The following is a 16563-nucleotide window of genomic DNA, read 5'->3' on the forward strand; positions in this document are numbered from 1 at the left end:
GTGTTTTGCTTCATAACAGAAAGTCCCCCTTAGAAGGGTTATCAGTGACGATCCCTTCTAAAGAGATAAACAATCAACATATTTCTCTAGCTAGCCTTTTCCCATTCAAACTAGTTACAAAATTTCGTTATCAATATCGGTAAATAAACTTTTAACCCATTCTTCAATTTTCCCTTTAAACATAATCGCAATGGCGATAAGTACGGATAAAATCAATAACATTTCGATCGTCTCTAACCCTTCCTCGTCATTCCAGAAATTCTTAAAAAATGTTTGTACGTTATTCATATAAAACCTCTCCTTTAATTTTTTTAAAATGAAGCTATGGCTGGATATATTACAACCAGAAGTACTGCTGCGAATATAAAGATGATAGGAAATACTAACTTAGAAGAAGCTTCCTCCCCTTTAATTCGGGTAACAGTCTTCCGTTTGTCCCATAATGATACAGATAATTCGTTTAATGACTGCACAAGCAGCGAACCACCTTTGCGGTAATTCATCATAACGGTTGTGGTAAAGATGGACACTTCCTGAATACCACAACGATAATTCAAATCTTTCATCACTTCTTGAAAGGATGTATTGGCAGTCATTTTATTGACGGCCTCATTCAACTCAAAATACAACGGGGATTCAAGCACTCGGTTCTTCTGTTGATCAACACTCTTTTTCATCGCACCTTGTACGGTTTCCCCAGCATTTACCAATAAAATAATCTTATTCACAAACTCCGGTAGTTCAATAATAATCGAATCTTTCCGTTGCTTTACCTTCTTATCTAAATCCTTAACCAGAAAGACACTTACTACCACCATTAAGATCAATCCGTAAATAAGGTTGATATTGCCGCCATCACTCACCTCCACTAATACCATGGTAAATAGTAGCATCACGGTAAGCAGTGTAATAATTTTTGCCAGATAGATCTTGGTATAGTCCCCCGATAGCTTACTGCCTCGTAAAATAATCATTTTCTGGTGAATCGCATTAATTAACTTTGGCAGGCGTCTATATAATTTCAACTTGTCAATCATAGCAAAGGCAAGAGGAGCAATGATTGGTAAGGTGATATCTTCTTTATATTGATCGATGAATGACTCATATACTTTCTTATTCCTCCAAACAACCAATAGAATAATCACAATCAGCAGCAGAATCGTTATTCTTATTACCATGTAACCCCTCCCCTCTTAAATCTTGATATCCATAATCTTCTGACTAATCAATAAGCTACAGCCAACACAAATCAACACAACCGTCATCACGATGGGGCCTGGTGAACCAAATTCGTACAGTGGTGCTACAAAGTCTGGTGATGACGTTCGGAGAAAACCAACAATCCCTAATGGCGCAATAGCCATAATTTTTGATTCGAATTTCTTTTGTGAAACCAGCACCTTGATATCCTGTTGAATCTCGATCTTATCGGAAATAATATCGGCGGTTCGCTTGATAATCTCTACCAAATCACCACCTGTACGTTTACAGGTAATAAATACGTCGGAGAAATTTTTCACATCATCGATATCGGAACGTTTGGCAAAATCATCTAATGCCCGTTCGATAATCTCCCCATTCTCAATTCTCCGGTTGATTAACTGAAATTCCTTGATTATATAAGTGTTTTCATCTGGGTAAAGCAGCTTCAGGTCTTTTAACACATCGCGGAAGGCATTCTCAATCGACTGTCCGGCCGCCATGGAAGAGGCAAGGGAAGAAATGGCCTCTTTAAATTGTAAACTTAACTCATCTTGCCGTTTATTGCGTAAATCTTTCTTCTTGAATTTTGGATAAATCATTCCAAAACATGCCGCAATGAGGGAAACGATCCAATTATCATAAAAGAGATAAGAGATACCGAAGATAACAGCGGCAGCAATCAAAGAATATTTCACCTTCTCTTGTAAGGTCATCTCATAGATGGCATAATCAACCAAAGCTTCTCCGCCAATGGTTCGTTTGCGGATAACCGTCATGCTTTTCTCTCTGATTTCTCCCTCTTTTTTCTCGATTTCTTTTTCTTGCTGTTTTGCTTTCCTATGCTTGATCACCCGACGACCAACTAGCACACTTAACAAAATGGCAATCACAATCGATCCGATGATTTGTTCTATATTCATGCTTCAACCAACTTTCGGTTACGATTTGGTAAACTGTTCTGCTGCTTCATTCTTACCAGCTAGCTTCAATTTGTTGACAGCTTGCAGCGGATGATCCGTTTTCTTCAGTTTACCGATGATTTTACCACGGTAGTCTTCTCCTTCTTCCACAAACTGATAAAGAGGCGCGGTGATAATCTCGCCATTCTCCATGCCCAACACTTCGGAAACCTGCACCACCCTTCTAGAGTGATCTCGAAAGCGGGAAAGGTGTACCATAATGTCGATGGCGGAACTAATTTGTTTACGGATCACGTCAATCGGTAATTCGGCACCGCTAAGCACCATTGTTTCCAAACGACTTAACATATCATTGATCGAGTTGGCGTGGCCTGTTGATAAAGAACCATCATGACCCGTGTTCATCGCCTGAAGCATATCCAACGCCTCACCGCCACGTACCTCCCCAACGATTATTCGTGATGGGCGCATCCGTAACGAAGCTTTGATCAAATCACGAATGCTTACCTCCCCTTTTCCTTCCGTATTCTTATTCCTTGTCTCCAAGCTGACCAAGTTCGGAATATTTTGAATCTGTAACTCGGCGGAGTCCTCGATGGAGATCAAGCGCTCATCTTCTGGAATAAAATTCGATAGTACGTTCAAGAAAGTTGTTTTTCCTGAACCAGTTCCTCCGCTAATAAAAATATTGAACTTCGCTTCCACCAGCTGCTGAAGGAAATAAGCGACCTCTTCGTCCAAGGCGCCAAATTTAATTAAATCTTCAATCATAAGCGGTCGTTCGGGGAACTTACGAATCGTCATCGCCGGTCCTTTTAAGGCGATAGGCGGTAACACAACGTTAACACGTGAACCATCTTCTAACCGAGCATCGACGATTGGACTTGCCTCGTTAACCACCCGGTTTACCTTGGATACGATCGTTTGGATGGTATCCTCCAGCTTCTGCCTGCTTTCAAACTTGACGCCAGCATCGTAAACTTGTCCTGCTCGTTCAATAAAAATCTCTTCATGATTATTGATCATAATCTCCGTAATCGAGGGATCATCCAAGATTGGCTGGAGTACACCTAGACCACGGAAAGCATGATACATGCGATCGACAATTCGCTTAATCATTTGCGAAGTCATTTGATGTTCTTTCGCATATTCAATGACGGTTTCTTCTACCATCTCTAACAATTCTTCATTGGTAGTGGAGTGCATAAAATCCAGCACTTCACGCAGTTTTTCAATCAATAGATTGGTAATATCGTCTTCCGTTTGCGGCAATACCTCTTCTTCTTCTGGTTTCTTCTTGGTTGTTTGATTAGCCATCGACTAGCGACACCTCCATATAGATGTCATCATTCTCAGCAATAGACTGATAGAGTTCTTCACCAATAACTGTATCCTCAAGCATTTTCGTTTGTTCATTCACCGTTAACCATTGTGGGCGAAAAGGTATATGTGTTTCGATGCTGAAGTTATAGTCATTAAAGCCTTCAAACATTGTTGCACCAACTTTATTCAACACATAATGAATCTTTGTCTTATCAATACCCTCATCAAAGATATCACGATCTAGTTTATACTGGGATCTGGCAAAACTGCTTTGGTCGGAGCTAAGCAGCCAGAAGATATCATCACTCGCTCTCATCGCTGCTTGATTTCGTTCATGCAGGGTGGCGTCCAAATCGATAATAATATAATCATAGCTTTCTGAATCTTTCAGCGCCTGTATTAATGCCTCTACCTCTTCCCCTTTTATTTGATCCATTTCCTCAGGTAAGATTGGCAAAGCGAAATAATCAATATTCGTTAAGCTGTCACTAGATTTTAACGATTCAATTTTGGCGATTAATTTCTCTACATTATTCTTTAAGTAGTAAAAGACTTCAACGGCTGATGGCTTCTCTTCCTGAAAGAATAAGTCAGTATTATGAATATGTTCTAAATTCAAATAAAAGGTGCGCTTTCCTTGTTGTGCCAAGTACCTTGCCAAACAAAGCGAGGTTAGTGTTTTACCAGCACTGGCACTTCCACTGTAAAAGCTAATCACCTTTTCCTTCTGTTTGCCATTCATTAACGTATCCGTCTTGCCATGCGCCTCATAAAACGCTACTAAAACTTGCGATAACAATTGCTTTAACGGTTGATACTTAAACACACTTTCCAAATCTTCCGGGGCTGTAGCCTGATCGTCAGCTAACCAAATTATCTTATCAAAGTTGGTTGGATCATCATCCTTCCTTGTTACATCGGTTAATAAGATATGTTGTTTTTGGTTGCGCACGTTGCTACGAAATGCCTCGCTGTCTGTATAGATTTTGGCAGAGAACTTCATGCCATTTTCAGGATTTCTTATGTAACTCGAGAAATAAGCAGCATAGGATTCGTCAAATGTATAAAGCACCAAATTAATTTTATGCATATACTTCACTTCCTTATGTTGTATAAAATCTAGGCATAGTTTTACTTTTTATAATGTTACTAAAATTGTCACAAGATGATAAGAGGAAAACCAAAAAACAGTTGATTTGACCTAGAGGTGCATGTGAAATTATATTGAATTCAAGATATTTTGGTTATTTTTTGATGTGAAAACGTAAAAAAACATCCTAAAAACGAATATTTTCCGAACAATTCTATTAAATATCCGTTTTTAGGTTTAATTTTCCATTGTTTTTAACAATTTAAATAATAACGTACTGGTTTAACCGTTGTGATTAAAAAGACTTAAGTGTAGTGAGAATTATATATTAGGTCTTTTTTTTTAGGTCTTTAATCTTTGTTTTTGCTTTATTTTACACGTTTTTCACTTAATTGTATTGGTTTTGTAATAATGATGTCTTGATTTGTCACATGATTTGTGCTTTTTAGAAAACAGTTTGCCCTTGTTATGTTCTTAATTATGAATAATTGATGATTTTACCATATGGTGTTATGCATAATAAAGATTCCAGGTTATATTTGTGAAAGGGTATTCTTACAGACAGAATTTCATTTTTCCTATTTTTTGTCTTTTGAATTTGTTCTTACGGAAAAAATCAAGCAATTTCCTTATCTTTTGTCCGTTAGATTCAGGTGAGTGCCAAGGTGCCGCATTTTACAAAACTAACGTTCGTTTTGTTTTTCCTCTCTGAATTGATATCTCAACCTATCAAGGCTTGTCCAGGCTTTTCTTTACGTGTTCCAAACGATCTGGGTAATCGGTGAATAGTCCTTTCACTCCCCATTCCATTAATCGTTTCATATCTTCTTCTTTATTTACCGTATAGGCGTAAACCAATAAACCTGCTTGTCTTATTTGCTTAACCCGCTGCTGGTTGAGGAGGCTATGCGCAACCCCTGCCCCAATCGCATACTCATACACCTGTTGATAATCTATACTTGATAATCGATCTTGATGAATCAATTGCACCAATGGAATAGCAGGTTCCAGTTCATGCATCTTTTTCAGTATGTCCTCATCAAACGATTGGAGCACTACTCTATTCGACTCGATCAATTCATATTTATTTAGCAGAGCAAGCAATTGATCCATAGCTCCTTCTTTTGTTTCTTTTATCTCTATATAGAAGGAAACATCAGGATGTAAGCATTGAATAATTTCTTCTAATAAAGGCACCTGCAAGTCTTTATAGTCTTGATTGGATTTTTCAGGATAAAGCTGATTAAACCAACTTCCTGCATCCAGTGCTTTCAAATCATCTATTGTTATGTCCTTCAGCTTTCCTTGTCCTGAAGTAGTACGAGACAATTCTTCATCATGGAAAGCCACAAATGAACCATCCGTCGTTTGCTGAAGATCGATCTCTATATAATCAGTTTGCATCTCAACCGCTTGCTGATAGGCAGGTAATGTATGTTCAGGAGCATGGCCTGATGCCCCTCGGTGTGCAATATTAAAAACCGGAGGATCAATAAATGCCTCAGGCAAAAAATTACTCGTTGCCCACATAAGCATATAGAGCGCCACCCACGTGATTCGATTGCCTTTTTTCATTGTATAGGATTCTCCCTTCGCCGCTTTATTTGAGGTTGGCATAAAAGTAAATGCTTGGCATCCTTTGGGTGGTATCTTTCGAAACATGCCTCTAACGTTATTGGTAACCTGATTTGTCTTGGGCTATACGCAGTAAAAAATGGCTATATTCTCCTCTGTAAAACGGGTGGTAAAGCTTCACACAGAAAAGCTGTTATATCTCAATGGAGAAAATGTATAAATTGACCGCATATTACTAAAACTAGGGTCATTATCAGATGCAGCCATGAACTGAGGGACTTATTTTATGAAGCGAAGAACTATCAAACAATCGAAGCATGAAAAACAGGATAAAATGGTTAACATCCCCTTTCTTTACACAGATCTGGAGGCGAACAAACAAGAAATTTCCCAGCGTTTAGGGGAGAGTTCTGATATCAATATAAGAGAATTAACCATTCAAGAAAAAAAGGCCGCGGTTATATTTATTGATGGCCTCGCTAATAAAGACGTCATCCAGCATTACCTGATTGAAAACCTAATTGGATTAAAATGGAATACTGAGGATGAATCACCCGACAAGCTTTATCAATTACTACAATCCTCATCCATCTCAACTGCTGAACTCTCAAGTCTCAACAACTTCGAGACATTAGTGAACCATTTATTAGAGGGAGACACCATTTTGCTAATAGATGGATATGCAGAAGGGTTCGCCGTCGGATCTTACGGTCTTAAAGAGCGAGGAGTAGAAGCGCCAACAACCCAACAGGTAGTCCGTGGGCCTAAGGATGCCTTTACGGAGACGTTGTCTGTCAATACAGCTTTGGTACGGAAACGAATCAAGGATCCAAACTTATGGTTCCAATCGTTTCAATTGGGGGAGAAGACACATACGGAAGTAACGATTGCTTATTTACACGGTGTCGTTCAACCGAAAATTGTCAAAGAAGTCGAACAACGACTGCAGTGCATCAATGTTGCTTCTATTTTGGAAAGTGGGAATATTGAAGAATTGATTCAAGACAAAACCTACACTCCTTTCCCCACCGTTTTCAATAGTGAGAGACCTGACTCCATTAGCGCTGGAATTTTGGAAGGAAAGGTTGCAATATTTATAGATGGAACTCCTTTTGTATTGTTAGTACCCGCTTTACTAGTAGACTTTCTCCATTCTAGCGAGGATCATTATCAACGGCATGATATTGCTACATTTATCCGAACATTGCGATTTATTGCATTTTTCTTCGCTTTGTTAACACCGTCTACTTATATCGCATTAACCACCTTTCATCAAGAAATGATTCCGACGACATTATTGATCAGTTTAGCGGCACAGAGAGAAGGGATACCTTTCCCAGCTTTAGTGGAAGCACTCATTATGGAGGTTACCTTTGAATTGTTACGTGAAGCAGGAATTCGCCTGCCCAGCCCTGTCGGTTCGGCTATTTCTATTGTGGGGGCACTTGTGCTTGGGCAGGCAGCGGTCGACGCCGGTATTGTCTCGGCTACGATGGTCATTGTTGTTTCCTTAACGGCGATTTGTAGTTTTATTTTCCCTAGCTACAACTTAGCCATTAGTGTTCGACTCTTGCGGTTTTGTTTTATGATATTAGCGGCCACCTTAGGTTTATTCGGTATCTTCATTGGGATATTATTGATGGCTCTTCATCTTTCCAGCTTACGATCTTTTGGAATTCCCTATTTATCACCATTTGCTCCATTTATACCGAGTGATCAAAAAGATGCCGTCATTCGAAAGCCGTTTTGGGCATTATTTACCCGTCCAAGACTAATTAATCAACGAGATATCACTAAAGAGGATACGCCAAAACCAAAACCGGCTAATAAACGATAAACTTCACACAGGGAGGTAAATCCATGTCTTATGCAATCAAATGTCTTTCTTTTGTCCTTTACTGCTGCTTTCTCACAGGTTGTTGGAGCGCAAATGAACTAACAGATATCTCTCTGGCTACCAGTTTGGCTATTGATAAAGATGAGCAAGGATACATGGTGACGATCCAAGTGCTTAATCCTAATGAAATAGCCGGTGATAAGATTTCCAATCGAGCAACTGTTTCCTCTTATTCTGCTGTAGGAGAAACGATGTTCGAAGCTGTCCGAAAACTTACCGAGACCTCACCTAGGAAAGTGAACCTCAGTCATTTACAGTTGATTGTTTATGGAGAAGAATTAGCACGAGACGGAATTGGGAAAACATTGGATCTGCTACTTAGAGATCATGAATTACGTACAGACTTTAATATTATTGTAGCCAAAGGAACACGAGGCAAAGAATTAATAAGTATTCTTACCCCATTAGAACGAATACCAGCGACCAAAATCAAAACTAGTCTGGAATCGTCACAGAATTTTCTTGCTTCCACCAAGGTAGTGCAGCTTAGTGAATTAGTTGAGTCTATTTCTGCTGAAGGAAAGGAAGCAGTATTAAACAGTGTCTATGTAGAAGGAGATACAAATTTTGGTCCTAAAATTGAAAATGCTGAAAGTGGCACTGCCCCTACGAAGCTGCTTCTTGATGGAATTGGTGTATTCTCAGATGACAAATTGCAAGGGTGGTTAAGTACGAATGAAGGAAAGGGCTATAATTTTATCACCGATAACATCACAAGTACTTCCATTCAAACCAATTGTGGGGAAAGTGGAAAGCTAGCACTGGAAGTAACCAGCAGTAAAACAAAATTAAAAGGAATGTGGAAGGATGGAACTCCGCAGATAGGTATCACGATTAATCTTGAGGCAAATATCGCGGATGCTGAATGTGTCATTGACTTAACCAAGGAAGAGAATATATTGGCACTTCGTGAAGGTGCGGATAAAAGTATTAAAGCATTAGTGGAAACAAGTATTCTTACCGCGAAAGAGTATGAAAGTGATATCTTTGGATTTGGGGAAGTCATGAAACGGTCTCACCCAAAAATATGGGACAAAATAAAAGGGGATTGGCCAAGCCACTTTTCCAACCTCACTGTCGATATTGAAGTAAGTACAGAAATCAAAAATGCTGGCATAATTGCGCAGCCGATATATGACGCCGTACAACGAAAAAAACAACAAAAAGAAGGGAATTAACCATGTGGGAAATGTTGGTTTTCTATTTCATTTTTGGCATCTTATATTTTGTGACGGTCAGGAAACAACATGTTCATAAATGGGATTTCATCGTTTATAATGTTTTGATGATAGTTGCCTTAACAGTCTTCACTTTATATTTTTTTGGCGTTCGTTTTCCCTATTTAGTTCATGTACTAGACACACTCACTCAACCACTCTCTGGATCGTTGAGAAACTGGATTAATCATTTTCACTCCCCTTAGGAGGCTGACTCATGATAAAAGAACGAATCGATAGTAAACAATTTATCGTGTTAGTTATTATGAATACCCTAGGTGCAGCCATCATCTATATTCCCAGTATTGCTGCACGCATGGCGAAAGAGAATGGGTGGCTCTCCATTGCCCTTGTGGTTTTCACTGGTATGGGGCTTATTCTACTTTATAATCGGATTATTACCCATCAAGACTCCCGCGGATTATTCCACACCATAGAGCAAGCCATTGGCAAACGGGCTGGATGGCTCCTTAGTTTACTATTTATTGGTTTTATTTTTATGAATCTTTGGGCCAATCTCTGGGCAGTTGGTGACTTCCTCTCCATTCAAATCTTGATGGAAACCCCATTTGAAGTGATCACGTTCCTCATCATTCTGACAGTGGGTATCGCAGTTAGCTATGGACTAGAGGTAGTTGCCAGAACGGCAGAGCTTTTTTTTCCCTTTACGATGTTGTGCGCTATTCTGTTAACTCTCTTAGTATTAAAGGGAGCCAGTGTTGAAAACCTTCTACCTATATTCCAATTGAATCGTACTGGTACGTTTGCTGGTATCTTACCGATGGTGTCAATCACTTTCTTAGAGCTTTTCATTCTGGTAGGCATCACCCATACCGTTAACGAAAAACAAGCGGCTAAAAGAGCCTTCTTCATTGGCGGTGGGTTTAGTGGGTTTATTCTGTTTGCGATCACCAGCGCTTGTATTCTTGTATTAGGACCACAAGGAACTGCTGACTCTTCTTATCCAGTATACGCCCTAGGACAGCGGATCAGCCTTTTTAATTTCATTGAACGAATTGAAATCATCGTGGCTTTCATTTGGTTCTTCACTATTTTTTTTAAATTGTGTATCTCTTTTTACGTACTATCCCAAGGGTTAAAATACTTAGTCAAGTTACATAACCCACAAATTGTAACTATACCAATAGCTTTGCTTGTCTTTTTTTCGGGGATCATGGCCGCCCCTAATCCCTATGCATCACAAGATTTCACCAATGGGCCGGTTATTATATTATCAATATTGGCAGGGCTTATCTTGCCCTTGATTGTCTTGATTGGTCTTCGTATAAGGAAAAAGTAATTACTGCCATTTGTTGATATATTTGCCTTGATAGTGCTTTAATTGATTCAATAATGGTTCCGGCTGATCCTCAAGCAGAACAAGCTCCTTAAATTCGGGACGAACAAAGCCTTGTTCAATCATGTGATCAAATAAGGTGATAATCGGATCATAATAATGGTTTACATTCAAAAGGCCGCATGGTTTTTGGTGGTAACCTATCTGTTGCCAAGTAAATACTTCAAACCATTCCTCCAGGGTACCCGTCCCTCCCGGCAAGGCAATAAATCCATCGGCAAGGTTGGACATTAATGCCTTTCGTTCGTGCATCGTATCCACGATGTGCAGCTCAGTCAGGGAGTCATGTGCTATTTCTACACTTTTCAGTTTTTGAGGTAAGACACCAATAGCCTTGCCTCCCCTTTCCAATACACCATCAGCAACGGCGCCCATACATCCCACATTGGATCCGCCGTAAACTAACGTTATTTGTTGTTCAGCCATAAGTATGCCAAGTTTTCGCGCCTCTTCCATATAAATAGCATCGGTGCCAGCGCTTGAACCGCAATATACAGCAATAGCCTGTACCATTCTCTCATTCCTCCTGTTCAAAAATTCATATCGAGTAATGCACGATAAGTTTCGATTAAATCCGGATGTTTTTCGACAGCTTTAAGGGGCTGACCAGGACTATTCGGCTCGTCATAGCTAAACAAAACCGTTCCATCTGCAAATATTTGAAAGGCATAGTTCCCTTTGCTTGTACTCCCCATTTCTGCATCGTCAAAAAATCCGAATACATAGTAATTATCTTCTTGTTCTAACTTTTTCATTAATTCTTCTCGGTCGATGTTTTCTGTCTCCATTCCATCGAGTTCTGTCAGTACATTTTCGATTTCCTCTAGGTCTGTTACTATTTTGGTCTGTTGTTCTGAGGCAACAGATTTTTCTATCTTTTGTACGTATAACAAATCAGCGAAGTCTTTATTCTCTAATTGTACAGTACGTTGTTCACTCGCACAGCCACTTGTTAGTATAATCATACTCAACCACAGCAGCAGACTTCTTTTCACTGCCATCCCCTCTTTCCTTGACATTTGGCTACCTATTTAATATATCCACTATATACTATACTATATTTCATCCAGGAAAGTGAGGGGGTGTTTCATTTAATTGATTCAAAAGTAGTTTACAGATATACTTTTTTCAGTATAATCAAATATATGTAGCGAAGCGAAAGAGAGGATGAAAAACGATGGATTGGATGGAACTATCCTTACCTATTATCAAAAATATTGCCTTAGCCCTTGTTATTTTAATTATTGGGTTGTTTGTGATCAAGCTATTAACCTCTATGATCAAACGTAAATTAGAAAAGTCGGCACTAGATCCTAGCCTAAAACCATTCTTTGTCTCTATTATTAATGCCACCTTGAAAATTTTATTGGCCATTGCCATTATTAAAACCTTAGGTGTGGAGACTACTTCGTTTGTAGCTGTGATTGCAGCTTCAGGATTTGCGATTGGATTGGCTTTTCAAGGGTCATTGGCCAATTTCGCTGGCGGGGTTCTGCTCTTAACAATTCGGCCATTTAATGTCGGGGATTATATTGAAGGAGGTGGCTATGCCGGAACGGTACGAGCCATTCAAATCCTTTATACCGAATTAATAACAGCAGATAATAAGGTCGTCTTCATTCCAAATGGCAGCCTATCTAACGCTGGTATTGTCAATTACTCTACCAATGAGCAACGCCGGGTTGATTTCACCTTTAAAATCAGCGGAGATTTGGCAGTTAATGACGTTATCCTTAAGCTGAGCCAAATAGCGGAACAGCATCCTTCTGTATTATCCAATCCCGCACCGTTTGTTCGATTGTCATCTCATCAGGATGCAACAACCGAGTATACCATGCAAGTATGGGTACAGAGCGAAGACTATTGGGATGTTTACTATGATATATTAGAGGCAGAGAAAAAATTATTTTAGTTTTTAGAGTGAACCACGTTGATAACAAGCGTGGTTCTTTTAGTTGTTGTGTGGGGGATTCATATAGACTCAGGAGTGCAGTGGGCGGTTCTCTTCAGTCCGCGAGATTCGTTCTTTTGAGCTGAAGAACTACTATTTTTCTTACAGTTTTCTTATCAAAGGACTCTTCTTCCAATTGTACAGTAGCTTTTTTCTACAATCCAATTATTTAACATCTTCTCCTGAAAGCTTTACAATGATAAGAGATAATTAAAAAGAAAGGGTGAATGTTATGCATATTTTAGTAGTTGGAGCAAATGGACAAATAGGTAAACACTTAGTCAAGCAGATTCAAGAAAATGGAGATCAGGCACGAGCACTTATTCGCAAAGAAGAACAGGCTGATTACTTTAAAGAGTTAGGCGCCGAGGTTGCTATTGTCAATTTAGAAGATGAGGTCGAAGCAATCGCAAAAGCAGCTGAAGGTGTTGACGCGGTTGTATTTACAGCTGGGTCCGGTGGTAATACTGGAAAAGATAAAACCTTGATGATTGACTTAGATGGTGCGGTAAAAACCATTCAAGCAGCTGAAAAAAACAACATCAAACGCTTTATTATGATCAGTTCGTTTGATACTAGCCGTGAAGCCATTCAAGCGGCGCCTGAATCATTTGCGCCTTACGTCGTAGCAAAACATTATGCCGACGAATGGCTATTAAACACCGACTTAGACTATACAATCATTCATCCGGGCATGTTAACCAATGACCCTGGCACCAATCAAGTTAAACTTGGAGCCAAGGTAGCAAGAGGCGAAGTACCTCGAGAGGATGTCGCCAAAGTGATTTATACCAGCTTGAATAACGACTCCACCATTGGCAAGAGATTCCAAGTGGTAGGTGGACAGACTCCCGTGGAAGAAGCGATTCAGTCAGTAAAATAAGAAGGAAATCGAGTAGTACTCACTCGTTTTTACTAAGAAAGGTTTGTGCATACGTCACAGGCCTTTCTTTTTTTGATGTCATTTTTGCAATCGGTTATAATAAAGAAAGACTGTCATCAGTGATCCCCACTTTGGTTCTTCTGAGTATACTCCAACTCTGGAAGTAAGGTCTTACGGATAAGGACACCAGGATATAGGAATGACCAACAACAAAAAACGGAAAATTCATTCCTTCCGTTTAAAAAGAATCTATTACTTGGTTTCTTGAAAGATACACGTTGTAATAAAGGAGAATCGAATTAATGAAGCATTTAACGATACATTCTGTCGAGTTTCAACAGATCTTGCATAATTTACACATCGAAGACTTGCAAATATCCAGCGCCAATCAGAAAAAAATCCTCGATCTCCTGAATGCTGGAGACCAGATAACCCCAGCTAAAATAAAGGAGTTGTACCAACGTGGATAAGTATCATTCTACCAATAATGACCAGTATCTACTAACCCATAACCTTATTGGGGCTGAAACTTTCCAAGAGCTAAAGGATTTAGAAGCAATGGCGTTTGCTGCACGAGCAGCGGAATTTGTGAAATCGAAGCACGTTCTCACTAGCTTCACCGAAGAGGATTTCAAAGGCCTCCATCAGCACCTTTTCCAAGATGTCTATTCCTTTGCAGGAGAATACCGGGATGTTGACTTAGCCAAAGGAGATACACAATTTTGTAAAGCAGCCTTCCTTTCGTCCTATGCAAAGACATTGTTTAACCAGTTACTTCACGAACCGGAATGGCCTTCTTTAGCCATTGCCGTAGAAAGATTGGCCTATTTTAAGGCAGAGCTTAACATGCTGCACCCCTTTCGAGAGGGCAATGGTCGCGTGATACGTATGTTCATCCATGACTATGCCAAGGCGCGTCAGATTGATTGGCACTATGAAACGATCACCCGGGAAGTTTATATCACCGCCATGATCCAATCTGTCACCAATACCAGCGCCTTGCAATCCCTTTTTTTGCAAACCATCAACTACAAGAAATGATGAATACTTCCTATCATAAACGGGTACACGTATGGTGAAGGAGGGTCAGCGGATGCGAATTTTTGTTTACGTATTAACTATTTTGTTCTTAATTGGCTGCTCAGAAAACCCATCACAAGAACAAGAAGACAGCCAAGAAACACCAGTCAACCCAGAAACAGAAGCAATGTCTGTAGAAAGTTTAGCGGATAATCTGGATACCCCATGGACCATAGCCAAACACGAAGATACCATATACCTTACAGAACGCCCTGGTGCCATCGTCCAAATAGAAGATGGTCAATCTGTCCAACAAGAAGTAGACTTGGAAAAATCTATATCTACTGCGTCAGAAGCAGGCTTCCTAGGCTTTACCTTAGCACCTGATTTCGCTGAGTCACAAACGGCTTTTGCTTATTATACATATGAAGAGGATGGCAATGCCTATAATCGAATTGTCTCGTTGCAATTGACTGATGATACCTGGGAAGAACAGCGAGTGCTGCTTGATCAGATTCCAAGTGGTAATGTTCATCATGGCGGCCGGCTTGCCATCGGCCCAGATAATAAGCTCTACGCCACAACCGGTGACGCAGCACAACCCGAGTTAGCGCAAGATGTCCAGTCATTGGCTGGAAAAATTCTACGCTTAAACCTGGATGGCTCGATCCCCGAGGACAATCCTTTTAATGATTCTTACATCTATAGTTATGGCCACCGTAACCCACAAGGCTTGGTTTGGGATTCAGAAGACCAGCTGTATGCTACCGAACATGGCAATAATGCCAATGATGAGGTCAACTTAATCGAAGCAGGGCAAAATTACGGCTGGCCTCATATTGAAGGAGAAGAAACGCAACAAGACATGGAATTCCCGCTATTCACCTCGGGAACAGAGGTAACTTGGGCCCCTTCTGGTGTGGATTTCTATAATGATAAATTATTTGTTGCGGCTTTACGAGGAACAGCGTTACTGGAGTTTGACTTAGATGCCAATACACAGCAAACATTCCTGGAAGGATATGGCCGAATTCGTGATATTTATATAGAGGATGACGAACTCTATTTTATCACCAATAATACCGATGGCCGTGGTTCCCCGCAAGCAGATGATGATCAGCTTTATCGTATCACTTTAACAGAATAACAGCAGATTGCCTGCTGTTATTCTTGTTTGTCGCCAACTTGCCCCCGTAACAAACGAAATAAGCCTATTACTAATAAGATAAAGGCAAGCAATTCCAATGCTCTAGGTATGAATAAATGGAATAAGGTGTATTGTTCACCCAAATTCAACGAGATGGCATCGATACCCCCTTCATCTATAGTAATAAAAACAAACTAGTTATTTCCATTTAATCCTCTCTTATTTGCATCTTGAAAACCATGTCCTTCCTCTGCCAATGCTTTCCTTAATACCGGCAAGGAGGCTTTTCCTATACCATGAAGCCTTAATATCTGTTTTTCCGAGTACCTAGATAAGACTTCCAGCGTGTCAATACCCTCGGCTATCAATGCCCTTCTCGCAGGTGCACTGACCTCAGACAGAAAACCTGTCGTCGGCTTCTTTTCTTCTTCACAGGTTGGACAGGTAGGGCAATCACTACTTTTATAGTAACGATGCCCCTTGTCACAGATTCTTAACGTTTTCTCACTCATCGATTCTCCTCCTGCATATAAGCCAAAACTGCCTGTTTTGTGCTTTCCAGTTCTTCATCAACTATTGCTTTGAAATGAAAGGCTTCTTCTAGCTCCTCTATCAATTTATCTGTTGTGGAATAAGGGATACTATCTAGATTTACCGCCAAACCAATTGCAGCAATATCCTCATGATAAAGATTATAGTGGTGGGAAAGGTCAATCATTTCACTTGTCAAGGAAGCTACTAACCGCTCTAAAGGGAGATGAACATGCCGAACTGCAATCTGTTCTCCAAACTCATCCATAATGATTAGTCTACTCTCATTCATTTGATAGTTGGCAAGAAAAGCATACATGATAGAACCTCCTCTATATTTTACATAAAGTATACCACATTAATATAGGAAGAAAACGGGTATTACTTACTTTTCAAACGCTTGACAAATGCGTATAATAAAAAACGTGCTCCAAATAAATGATTTAAGA

18 protein-coding genes are annotated in these 16563 nt (G+C 39.9%); 8 read left to right on the forward strand and 10 right to left on the reverse strand.

The features are described 5' to 3' along the window. Positions 1–114: 114 nt before the first annotated feature. The 6 genes from BN6556_RS21500 to BN6556_RS04885 form a co-directional block, all read right to left on the reverse strand. Positions 115–288, reverse strand: a complete 174-nt coding sequence (locus BN6556_RS21500; protein WP_078059929.1) for a Flp1 family type IVb pilin — start codon at positions 286–288, stop codon at positions 115–117. A gap of 23 nt (positions 289–311) precedes the next feature. Continuing rightward, positions 312–1178, reverse strand: coding sequence for a type II secretion system F family protein (locus BN6556_RS04865; RefSeq protein WP_066187933.1), 867 nt, complete (start codon positions 1176–1178; stop codon positions 312–314). Positions 1179–1193: 15 nt separating this feature from the next. Continuing rightward, positions 1194–2123, reverse strand: a complete 930-nt coding sequence (locus tag BN6556_RS04870; protein WP_078059930.1) for a type II secretion system F family protein — start codon at positions 2121–2123, stop codon at positions 1194–1196. Between the two features lie 18 nt (positions 2124–2141). Then, positions 2142–3329 (reverse strand): CpaF family protein, encoded by a 1188-nt coding sequence (locus BN6556_RS04875; protein WP_066188987.1) that lies wholly within the window; start codon positions 3327–3329, stop codon positions 2142–2144. 103 nt (positions 3330–3432) lie between these two features. Then, positions 3433–4536: an AAA family ATPase gene (locus BN6556_RS04880; protein WP_066187935.1), complete on the reverse strand. Its 1104-nt coding sequence runs from the start codon at positions 4534–4536 to the stop codon at positions 3433–3435. A 729-nt stretch (positions 4537–5265) separates the two neighbouring features. Further along, positions 5266–6111 carry a glycerophosphodiester phosphodiesterase family protein gene (locus BN6556_RS04885; protein WP_066188990.1) on the reverse strand — a complete coding sequence of 282 codons (846 nt, stop codon included), beginning with the start codon at positions 6109–6111 and terminating at the stop codon, positions 5266–5268. A gap of 286 nt (positions 6112–6397) precedes the next feature. Between BN6556_RS04885 and BN6556_RS04890 the strand changes: the two genes are divergently transcribed. The 3 genes from BN6556_RS04890 (at position 6398) to BN6556_RS04905 (ending at position 10525) form a co-directional block, all read left to right on the forward strand. Beyond that, positions 6398–7948, forward strand: coding sequence for a spore germination protein (locus tag BN6556_RS04890; RefSeq protein ID WP_066187937.1), 1551 nt, complete (start codon positions 6398–6400; stop codon positions 7946–7948). A gap of 23 nt (positions 7949–7971) precedes the next feature. Next, on the forward strand, positions 7972–9186 hold the full coding sequence (locus tag BN6556_RS04895) for a Ger(x)C family spore germination protein (protein ID WP_066187939.1): 1215 nt from the start codon (positions 7972–7974) through the stop codon (positions 9184–9186). A gap of 256 nt (positions 9187–9442) precedes the next feature. Further along, positions 9443–10525, forward strand: a complete 1083-nt coding sequence (locus BN6556_RS04905; RefSeq protein ID WP_066187942.1) for a GerAB/ArcD/ProY family transporter — start codon at positions 9443–9445, stop codon at positions 10523–10525. Here BN6556_RS04905 and BN6556_RS04910 read toward each other — a convergent pair whose 3' ends face one another. Both BN6556_RS04910 and BN6556_RS04915 read right to left on the reverse strand, forming a co-directional pair. Beyond that, positions 10526–11095 (reverse strand): LOG family protein, encoded by a 570-nt coding sequence (locus BN6556_RS04910; RefSeq protein ID WP_066187943.1) that lies wholly within the window; start codon positions 11093–11095, stop codon positions 10526–10528. Between the two features lie 17 nt (positions 11096–11112). After that, positions 11113–11583, reverse strand: coding sequence for a hypothetical protein (locus BN6556_RS04915; protein WP_066187945.1), 471 nt, complete (start codon positions 11581–11583; stop codon positions 11113–11115). Positions 11584–11759: 176 nt separating this feature from the next. On the opposite strand from BN6556_RS04915, the gene BN6556_RS04920 reads away from it, so the two are divergent. From BN6556_RS04920 to BN6556_RS04935, 5 genes are all read left to right on the forward strand, one after another. Continuing rightward, positions 11760–12494 (forward strand): mechanosensitive ion channel family protein, encoded by a 735-nt coding sequence (locus BN6556_RS04920; protein ID WP_066187947.1) that lies wholly within the window; start codon positions 11760–11762, stop codon positions 12492–12494. 271 nt (positions 12495–12765) lie between these two features. After that, positions 12766–13416, forward strand: coding sequence for an SDR family oxidoreductase (locus BN6556_RS04925; RefSeq protein WP_066187949.1), 651 nt, complete (start codon positions 12766–12768; stop codon positions 13414–13416). Between the two features lie 302 nt (positions 13417–13718). After that, positions 13719–13886, forward strand: coding sequence for a Zn-dependent hydrolase (locus BN6556_RS21865; protein WP_130859247.1), 168 nt, complete (start codon positions 13719–13721; stop codon positions 13884–13886). Beyond that, positions 13879–14457 (forward strand): Fic/DOC family protein, encoded by a 579-nt coding sequence (locus BN6556_RS04930; RefSeq protein ID WP_066187951.1) that lies wholly within the window; start codon positions 13879–13881, stop codon positions 14455–14457. Before BN6556_RS21865 ends, BN6556_RS04930 begins: the two co-directional genes overlap by 8 nt. Before the next feature lie 52 nt (positions 14458–14509). Beyond that, complete coding sequence (locus tag BN6556_RS04935) at positions 14510–15583, forward strand: PQQ-dependent sugar dehydrogenase (RefSeq protein WP_066187953.1); 1074 nt, start codon at positions 14510–14512, stop codon at positions 15581–15583. A gap of 194 nt (positions 15584–15777) precedes the next feature. Here BN6556_RS04935 and BN6556_RS04940 read toward each other — a convergent pair whose 3' ends face one another. Both BN6556_RS04940 and BN6556_RS04945 read right to left on the reverse strand, forming a co-directional pair. Further along, positions 15778–16095: an RNA polymerase alpha subunit C-terminal domain-containing protein gene (locus tag BN6556_RS04940; protein WP_066187955.1), complete on the reverse strand. Its 318-nt coding sequence runs from the start codon at positions 16093–16095 to the stop codon at positions 15778–15780. After that, a complete protein-coding gene (locus BN6556_RS04945; RefSeq protein WP_066187957.1) occupies positions 16092–16433 on the reverse strand; it encodes a hypothetical protein in 342 nt (113 codons plus the stop codon). The genes BN6556_RS04940 and BN6556_RS04945 overlap by 4 nt, the downstream gene beginning before the upstream one ends. Positions 16434–16563 lie beyond the last annotated feature (130 nt).

The organism is Gracilibacillus timonensis (assembly GCF_900086715.1).
GTDB lineage: Bacteria > Bacillota > Bacilli > Bacillales > Amphibacillaceae > Gracilibacillus > Gracilibacillus timonensis.

Bases quoted from the DNA above. Each gene is read 5' to 3' on its own strand.
- BN6556_RS21500 (WP_078059929.1), bottom strand. From the start codon at position 288: ATGAATAACGTACAAACATTTTTTAAGAATTTCTGGAATGACGAGGAA.
- BN6556_RS04865 (WP_066187933.1), bottom strand. From the start codon at position 1,178: ATGGTAATAAGAATAACGATTCTGCTGCTGATTGTGATTATTCTATTG.
- BN6556_RS04870 (WP_078059930.1), bottom strand. From the start codon at position 2,123: ATGAATATAGAACAAATCATCGGATCGATTGTGATTGCCATTTTGTTA.
- BN6556_RS04875 (WP_066188987.1), bottom strand. From the start codon at position 3,329: ATGCACTCCACTACCAATGAAGAATTGTTAGAGATGGTAGAAGAAACC.
- BN6556_RS04880 (WP_066187935.1), bottom strand. From the start codon at position 4,536: ATGCATAAAATTAATTTGGTGCTTTATACATTTGACGAATCCTATGCT.
- BN6556_RS04885 (WP_066188990.1), bottom strand. From the start codon at position 6,111: ATGAAAAAAGGCAATCGAATCACGTGGGTGGCGCTCTATATGCTTATG.
- BN6556_RS04890 (WP_066187937.1), top strand. From the start codon at position 6,398: ATGAAGCGAAGAACTATCAAACAATCGAAGCATGAAAAACAGGATAAA.
- BN6556_RS04895 (WP_066187939.1), top strand. From the start codon at position 7,972: ATGTCTTATGCAATCAAATGTCTTTCTTTTGTCCTTTACTGCTGCTTT.
- BN6556_RS04905 (WP_066187942.1), top strand. From the start codon at position 9,443: ATGATAAAAGAACGAATCGATAGTAAACAATTTATCGTGTTAGTTATT.
- BN6556_RS04910 (WP_066187943.1), bottom strand. From the start codon at position 11,095: ATGGTACAGGCTATTGCTGTATATTGCGGTTCAAGCGCTGGCACCGAT.
- BN6556_RS04915 (WP_066187945.1), bottom strand. From the start codon at position 11,583: ATGGCAGTGAAAAGAAGTCTGCTGCTGTGGTTGAGTATGATTATACTA.
- BN6556_RS04920 (WP_066187947.1), top strand. From the start codon at position 11,760: ATGGATTGGATGGAACTATCCTTACCTATTATCAAAAATATTGCCTTA.
- BN6556_RS04925 (WP_066187949.1), top strand. From the start codon at position 12,766: ATGCATATTTTAGTAGTTGGAGCAAATGGACAAATAGGTAAACACTTA.
- BN6556_RS21865 (WP_130859247.1), top strand. From the start codon at position 13,719: ATGAAGCATTTAACGATACATTCTGTCGAGTTTCAACAGATCTTGCAT.
- BN6556_RS04935 (WP_066187953.1), top strand. From the start codon at position 14,510: ATGCGAATTTTTGTTTACGTATTAACTATTTTGTTCTTAATTGGCTGC.
- BN6556_RS04940 (WP_066187955.1), bottom strand. From the start codon at position 16,095: ATGAGTGAGAAAACGTTAAGAATCTGTGACAAGGGGCATCGTTACTAT.
- BN6556_RS04945 (WP_066187957.1), bottom strand. From the start codon at position 16,433: ATGTATGCTTTTCTTGCCAACTATCAAATGAATGAGAGTAGACTAATC.